Annotated in this window: 8 protein-coding genes; 4 read left to right on the forward strand and 4 right to left on the reverse strand. The window is 56.1% G+C overall.

All coding sequences use genetic code 11. The features are described from left to right. Positions 1-34: 34 nt before the first annotated feature. Together VGK48_18910 and VGK48_18915 are read right to left on the reverse strand one after the other, a co-directional pair. Positions 35-730 (reverse strand): sugar transferase, encoded by a 696-nt coding sequence (locus VGK48_18910; GenBank protein HEY2383251.1) that lies wholly within the window; start codon positions 728-730, stop codon positions 35-37. Next, positions 636-1763: a glycosyltransferase gene (locus tag VGK48_18915; GenBank protein HEY2383252.1), complete on the reverse strand. Its 1128-nt coding sequence runs from the start codon at positions 1761-1763 to the stop codon at positions 636-638. The genes VGK48_18910 and VGK48_18915 overlap by 95 nt, the downstream gene beginning before the upstream one ends. Before the next feature lie 234 nt (positions 1764-1997). Here VGK48_18915 and VGK48_18920 point away from each other — a divergent pair, with 234 nt between their 5' ends. From VGK48_18920 to VGK48_18935, 4 genes are read left to right on the forward strand one after another with little or no spacing between them, the layout of a single operon-like run. Beyond that, positions 1998-2858: a hypothetical protein gene (locus VGK48_18920; GenBank protein ID HEY2383253.1), complete on the forward strand. Its 861-nt coding sequence runs from the start codon at positions 1998-2000 to the stop codon at positions 2856-2858. Between the two features lie 23 nt (positions 2859-2881). Next, complete coding sequence (locus tag VGK48_18925; protein ID HEY2383254.1) at positions 2882-4570, forward strand: tetratricopeptide repeat protein; 1689 nt, start codon at positions 2882-2884, stop codon at positions 4568-4570. Positions 4571-4591: 21 nt separating this feature from the next. After that, positions 4592-5005, forward strand: coding sequence for a DUF6152 family protein (locus VGK48_18930; protein HEY2383255.1), 414 nt, complete (start codon positions 4592-4594; stop codon positions 5003-5005). Positions 5006-5015: 10 nt separating this feature from the next. Beyond that, positions 5016-5747, forward strand: coding sequence for a hypothetical protein (locus VGK48_18935; GenBank protein ID HEY2383256.1), 732 nt, complete (start codon positions 5016-5018; stop codon positions 5745-5747). 5 nt (positions 5748-5752) lie between these two features. Here VGK48_18935 and VGK48_18940 read toward each other — a convergent pair whose 3' ends face one another. Together VGK48_18940 and VGK48_18945 are read right to left on the reverse strand one after the other, a co-directional pair. Beyond that, positions 5753-6703, reverse strand: a complete 951-nt coding sequence (locus tag VGK48_18940; protein HEY2383257.1) for a WD40 repeat domain-containing protein — start codon at positions 6701-6703, stop codon at positions 5753-5755. A gap of 898 nt (positions 6704-7601) precedes the next feature. After that, positions 7602-7790, reverse strand: a 189-nt coding sequence (locus tag VGK48_18945) for a hypothetical protein (protein ID HEY2383258.1), incomplete at its 5' end; no start/stop codon positions are given.

The following is a 7790-nucleotide window of genomic DNA, read 5'->3' on the forward strand; positions in this document are numbered from 1 at the left end:
CTTGTGCCTCTTGTGCTTCTTGTGTTCCTTCCCCCTAACACCCCGCTCTGGTGCGTTCGCTACAGCCTCTGAGGAAAGTCATGAAGAAGATATATACATCCAGCGCCGGCGACCAGTTCCTGACGTAATACAGATCATGCCGGAGGCGCTCTTCGAGACTCGTTAAACCCCGCCAACCGTGGATCTGCGCATAGCCTGTAAGGCCGGGACGAACGATTTGCCGTACTTCGTATTCAGGATACTGCTGGCGGAATTCGCACGTAAATTCCGGCCGTTCCGGCCGTGGTCCGACAAAACTCATCTCGCCACGCAGAATATTCCACAATTGAGGCAATTCATCGAGACCCAGCCGGCGGAGATAGTAGCCGGCGCGAGTGCATCGCGGGTCGCGGGGAACCGACCAGATCGGACCGAGATCCCGTTCCGCAGCTTCCTGCATCGTGCGAAATTTGATAATCGTGAATAGCCTGCCGCCGAGTCCCACGCGCACCTGCCGGTAAAACACGGCGCCGCCGTCGGCCGCGCGGACGATCACAGCGATTACGACGAACAGCGGAGCCAGAACGACAAGCGCAACCGCCGCACCGATGCAATCGCCGGCACGCTTCAGGGCGCCGCCGGAACCGGTGACGGAGCTATGCTGGCTGAAGGTAGCTTCGGTCTCTGCCGGCTCGAATCCCGGACGGAGTTTCCAACCGGCGGGAAATGAAGTTTCGAATTTTGTTCTCAAATGTCTCACGAGAGAACGCCTCCACGTGATGCCGCACCCGCTCCGCAGGCCACGCCATCGAATCTGCGCGCAGAACGGCTCGCGCGATGTCATCCGCGTCCTGTTCCGCATATAGAATTCCGTTGATCCCGTCCCGGATGATTTCCGGAGAACCACCCGCTCCGTATGCGATGACAGGACAGCCGCAAGACTGAGCCTCGACTGAAACGATGCCGAAGTCCTCTCGCGCCGCAACAACCAGTCCTTTTGCCGTCTGATACAGCCGCCGCAGTTCGCCGTCGCTGACGCTTCCACGAATTTCGACGTTCCGTCCGGCAATCCGGCGCAGGCGTGCGAGTTCCGATCCATGTCCGGCGACAATCAGGCGGCGGCCCATCCGGTTGAAGGCTTCGACGATCAGGTCGAAACGCTTGTAGGGAACGAGCGCGCCTGCGGCCAGGTAAAAGCCGCCGCGCAACCCAGTCGTGGACGGGCGAAAGAATTGTGTATCGACAGGGGGATAAATCACGGCCGCGTCACGCCCGTAGTACGAACGAATGCGTTCGCGCACGAACTGGGAATTCGCGATGAACTCATGCACCCGGCCGGCGGCTTCGCAATCCCAGTGCTGCAATGAATCTCGAAGACAGCGCATCGCGAGCCGCCGCGCCGGACCGAAACGGTAATCGTCTTCGGCATCCCATACGTATCGCATCGGCGTATGGCAGTAGCTGATGTGCGGCGCTCGGCCCGGCCGGATTCCCTTAGCCACGGAATGGCTCGAGCTGACGATCAGATCGAACTCGCTCAAGTCGAAGGACTCGATTGCGGCGGGAAACAGCGGCAGGAAATTACGATAATGGCGGTAAACGCCGGGCATCCGATTCAACCAGGACGTCACAATGCGATGCGATTCGATGAATGCGGATACCTTTCCACGTTCATGCAGCAGCGTGTAAATCGTGGCGCCTGGAAATATGCCGAGCAGTCCTTCCAGGACTTTTTCGCCGCCGCGCATACCGTTTAACCAGTCGTGGATGATTGCGACTCGCATAGCAGTCGAGGCGGAATATAGCACCAAACCCACGCCGGCTCTGGCACGGAGACAATCTTATGACAACTTTGCACTTGAACCGGACCGGCAGCGGAGACAAGATGTCTTCCGTAGTTGTACTGCTCAAATCTCGAACACCCCCGCGAGAATTTTGGCGTCGAGTCGACTTGTAACGCGAAGCGCTAGCGCGATAGCGCGCAGCCGTTATGACGGTTTTGAAATTCAGGAGAACCGATGAAACGCGTAAGTCTGGTGGTGTTTTGGATCCTGTCGTTCGCAATCATTTCTTCCGCTCAAACGACGTTCTATTTCCCGCATATCGCGGACGGCATTATGGGTGGCACGGTCTGGAAGACCACAATCTTCCTGACCAATCCTGCAGCGTCAGGCGTGGCCAGCGGAACGATCACGCTGGCGCAGGACAATTCGACATCCGGTCTGGCCGGCTCGCCATTCAACATCACATTCTTCGACGAAACTGGCGCGGCAGTGAGCGCGCCGATTACGTTCTCCATTAGCGCAGGGCAGACGAAGAAGTACGTCTCGGCCGGCGCTACCCCTTATGGGGGAGGATTCGCGACGGTAAACACGACTGCTGGAATCGTAACCGGAACATCCATCTTCTCGGAATTTGCGAACGGCCAATTGATCGCAGAGGCCGGAGTCCCACAGGCGGCGGGCCTCCTGAAGCAGGCCATCTTCGTGGATACGCAGGGCGGGTACAACATCGGCGTGGCTTACGCGAATCCGGGAGGCGCTTCAGCGACCGTGACGCTTTCGCTTCTGGGATCCAATGCCGCGGTGGTTTCATCGACGGCTCAGACGCTGGGCCCCAGCAATCACTCCGCGATATTTACTTTTCAATTATTTCCTACAGCGCCCCAGCTCGCCGGCACGATGGAGATTTCAAGCACGGTTCCATTGGCGGCGATCGCTCTCCGGTTCGATCCCACGTTCTCGATTTTTTCAACATTGCCGCCGATATCGCTCTCATCTGTGCTCTATCCGGCATTCGGGTGGTTGGAGGAACGTCCATGGCTCGCGCCACTGACTTCAGTGGCGCGGCTGTTGGGCGTATTCCGGTTGCGCGTCTAGCCATCCGGATTTAGCATGACCGAATGAAACTGGTTCGCGATAATCACGATGTCCTCGTGATTATCGCAATCTTCGTAACCGGGCTCCTGTTGTTCGGAGCATCATTTAATCATCCGTTTCATTTTGATGACGTCCTGATCACGAATGACGCCAACGTCGTCAATGCCGGCCACTTTTTCCACTTTTTCAACCCGCTCCACCTGCGCCAGCTCACGTTCTTCACATTCTATTTGAATCATCTCGCAGGCGGCGGCAATCCCGGCGGCTACCACATGGTCAATGTGATCCTGCACATTGCCAACGCGATCCTCTTATACGTGTTGCTTTCCGCATTCTTCGAAAGATGGATTGCGACTGCGGCCGCCGCCATGTTTCTGATTCATCCGATCCAGACGGAGCCCGTGCTTTACATCTACCAACGGTCCATCCTTCTGGCCTGTTTCTTTTCGCTGCTCGCACTGATCGCGCTGTTCATGCAGCCGCGTAGCCGGCCATGGCTCGCGGCTGTGCTCTTTTTATGCGCATTTGAGAGCAAAGAAGCGGCTCTGGCAGTTCCCCTGGTGGTGGCGGGAATATGTGTCACGACCAACAGACGATACCGGATCGCGCTGGCGGCGGGAGTCCTCGTACTCGCCGTGGCGGCGCTGGGAGTCCTCGCGTACCGGAATGAACAGACCGTAGGCATCAAAGCGGCCGGACAGGTTGGACCCATTGCCTATTTCATGACGGAAACCCGCGTGTTTTACACCTATGTGAGACTCCTGTTCTTCCCTTATCCTCAGTCGCTCGAATATGAATTCGCCGGGAATGCCTCGTTCCTTCCGCTCCTCGGAATTTGCGCGTTGGCCGGCACAGCCTGGGTATTGTGGCGGCGAGAGAGTTGGCGCATACCTGCAGGTTGCATATTCACATTCCTGCTCTTTCTGGCTCCGACATCGAGCTTCATTCCCAGTCTCGACTTGGCCTTCGAGCATCGACTCTATCTGGCCATGCTTCCGTTTTCGCTCTTCGTCGCGTACCTCCTTTCAAAGGTTCCCGGACGATCCGCTATAACCGTAATCCTGCTTTGTGCGCTGGCGCTCCTGACGATCCGGCGGGAGACGGTCTGGGCGTCGAATGTCACGCTTTGGGAAGATACAGTTCGTCACGCACCCGGCAAGGCTCGGGCCTGGTTCAATCTCGGTGGCGCATATATGAATGTCGATCCGGAAAAAGCCCGGACCGCGTTTTTGAATGCGCTCGAACTGAGGCCTGATTTCGTCGAAGCCTGGTACGACCTGGGAATCATCGAACAGCAAAAAGGACACGCGGAGGCGGCAATTTCCTACTATCAACACGCGATCGAAATGGACCGTAGCTACTGGCAGGCATGGAATAATGCCGCAATCACGCTTCTGGGAATGGGAAACCGTGAAGCCGCGCTGCGAAATTTCGAGCAGACACTGGCTCTGAATCCGGACTGCTGGCCGGCGCAATACAATATCGGGGTTATCGACTTCATGAGCGCCCGTTATTCCGAGGCTGCCGCCAGGTTCAAAATCGCGCTCGACTGGAGTCCGGACTTCCGTGACGCCAGGTACGGCCTGGCGATGAGTTACGGCCGTCTCGGCGCAACCGGCGACGCCAACGAAGAGTGGAAGAAACTCGGCGTTAATGCTATAGAATCCCGCCATGCGCCCCAGGCACTCCTGACGCCGGCGGCGCCACGTTAGAAACACATTCGGAGAATGAGCATGAATTCAATGAACCACAGATGGTGGGCATGTTTGATCCTGGCTATGTTTGCCGCCAGCACCGCGCTGGCCCATCATTCGTTCGCTGTATACGATCACTCCAAAACCCTGAATCTGAAGGGAACGGTCACGAAGTGGCAATGGAGCAATCCGCACGCTTATCTCGACATCGACGTTCACGAAGGCGCAGCCGTGAAGCATTACATATTGGAAGGCACCAGCATCAACATGCTCCAACGGCTGGGATGGCGATCCAATATGATCAAGGCCGGCGATCAAGTGGGAGTGGTGTTCGCTCCGCTGTTGAATGGCCAGCCCGCAGGCCTTCTGCTTGAAATCACTCTACCAAACGGCGAGAAAAAAGATTTACCCGTCCCCGCTGCAAACTCGTTCAAACGGACGCCGGAGCCATAAGGGGGAAGCGATGCGAATTTTACGCGCTTGCAGTGTGGCCGCTTTCGCCTTCGTGTTAATGCAAGGCAACGCCGGAGCACAGCAACCGGCCGCGAATGTGCCGGATATCACCGGATCGTGGGAACGCGCACGGGATGCGTCCATTCCGGGGCAATCCCAACCGCCGCTGAAGCCGCAATATCTGAAGGAATATCAGGCCAAACTCCAGACCTTCCGGGAGGCGAATCAAAAAGGTCAGCCGATCGCCGACCACGTCGTGATGTGCCTTCCGGATGGGATGCCCGGCATGATGAGCGGGCCGTTTCCGATGGAAGTCCTGCAAAGTAAAGGGCAGGTGACCATCATTCAGGAGGCCTATACCCAGGTACGCCGGATACTGCTCGACCGCGAACAGAAACCGATCGACGATGTCGAACCCGGCTTCTATGGCCGTTCCGTCGGACACTGGGACGGTACCACTCTGAGCGCCGACACCGTCGGAATCAAGGAGAGCGTGCTCTATCAGAATGTGCCGCACTCGAAAGACGAACGCATCAGGGAGCGTATTTCGTTGACCGCCAACGGCCTGCTGCGGGACGACATCACGATCGAGGATCCCACCGTTCTTGAAAAGCCCTGGAGCTTCACCTTTGCCTACCGGCGGATGCAGGATTACCAACTGCTGGAATATATCTGCGAAGACAATCGTGAATACGCCGATGACAAAGGCGTCCAGCAGATCCGGATTGAGCCGAAACGGTAGGCGCGTTAATTGACTTTAGCTATGCGGCAGGGCTGGTGCATGCACTGCATCGTATTATTGTTGATTTCAAGAAAGAACATGGATGGGAGATTCGGTCCGCGGCTCCGGTCATTGCCCCAGGAACTGGCTGCGATCACCAGATTATCCAGCCCGTCGGCCCAAAGCGCGCGAATCTCAATGTCTTCGGGATCGTTGAATCCGGTCAACGCGGGAAGCGCCGCAGTGCTGACTAAATTGTAGGCGGTCCCTTCGAATGCATACAGGTCGACAGCGCCGGACTCACTTCCGCCAACCAGCAGGGGATTCCCTCTTCTCGCAATTCCTACAACCGTATTCGTTGGCCGGTCGATGAATTGGATGCCTTTCATCGTATTCGCATCGTATACGGTAATCCCCGAACCGCAACATCCCGGTACGGTCAGATAGATGAAGTTCAGCCAGGTATTAATGTTGACCTGGCCGACTGGAGGATTGGGAATCGAGCCGCTGAATTGCAAGGTGCCCGGGCTGAAGACGAGTGTAACTCCGGTCGAAGATTGCGTACCGTATGGTTTCATGGTGCTGACTTCAAGACCGAAGTCACCGCGGTTCAGCTCCGAAAGATAAATGTGGTCGTTCGATATAGCCATTGAGGCTTGTCCAGTGGCAACGTATAGCTTGTTATCGGCCAAGGCTACGCTTGCCAAGCCTTCCTGCGACAATGACATCGAACGCACCGCCTGGACCGGCCAGGTTTTTGAGAACACATAAAGATTGCCGTCGCGGCTTGAAACATAAACATTGTTACCATCTCCAGTCACCGCAGTCAGTGGCGATGGGAGATGAATAGTTTGAATCAGGGGAAAGCCTTCTTCGCGGTTTCTTTCCAGAATGAAGAGATCGCCCTGGTACGACGCGGCAAAAATTCTTTCGTTGTCCGCGTAAATGGACTGTCCTGTCAGAAAGGATCCTTGCAAATTTGAAGTTCCAATGAGGTTGAGTTGCGGAGACCAGGAACCTGTCACAAAGGACCCGTGCAAATTTGAAGTTCCTGCGGGGTCAAGTTGCGGAAGCCAGGAAAGTGTTGAGGCTTTATATTGCCTCACCAAAGGATTCGCGCAGAGCAGGAGAAGAAACATAGCAGCACTGATCCCGAAACCCTTCGTCATCTTTCTTACCCCATTTACTAAAGGCTTCCAGCGCTTTTTGACGTTCCATCCCCGACGATACTGCACTCACGCGACCAAAGATTGACGGCTGCGTGTAGCGATCGACACAAACCACTAACTGGTTTAGTTAGCAGCCTGATGCAGTTAACTGGTGTAGTTAGTGCCCTGATGAAGGGGTAGATTGGACCACTGCGCCGTGGACCAGGAATTCTTCTCTTGAGAACCAGTAGTTCTCCAGGTCCCTGATTCAGCCATTTTGGCGGACAACCAAGCGTCGGTTGCGTTGACGAAGTTCAGCCTCAAAGTTAAGGAGCATTTTTCATGGAATTCTTCCAGATATTGATGCCACGACAACCCACAAATCTCGCTGGAACCCTTCGATTCCGCGCTTCACGACAACGAGAGTCCGCTCACATGCGCAGACGCCTGGTGCTTGAGGTTGCGGCGAACCGGAAACGGCGGAGGTGGAGAGGCCGGAGTATTTCGGGATATCCCGGAAGTCCCTTTCGTTATGGCACTTGCTTTGGCCTCGACACGACCCATGCACATCTCCAAGTGCCGGCGGCATTCATGTGGAGCGTGGGCCACCGCAAGGAGTGGAAATGACAAACAGCTTTCAATTCTCGGCGGCCCTACGGGAACAGTCACAGGTCCGAAGGGCGAAAGCACGCTGGATTTTCTCGTCGACAGCGGGGCGACCTACAGCTTACTTCCTGTCGATGTCTGGCAGTCGATTGGTCTGACGCCGAAACGTATGGTGTAACGCTTCGCGATCTTTCATCTCGGACAGAGGCGCTTTTCTCAGATTCAGTGTGGGCGAGTGTGTGGACGATCGTGAGAAATTGGCCGGCAGGAACGTGAGGATGACAACGGCATATCGGATTGGATAGATATC

The sequence above is a fragment of the Terriglobia bacterium genome, from assembly GCA_036496425.1.
GTDB lineage: Bacteria > Acidobacteriota > Terriglobia > 20CM-2-55-15 > 20CM-2-55-15 > 20CM-2-55-15.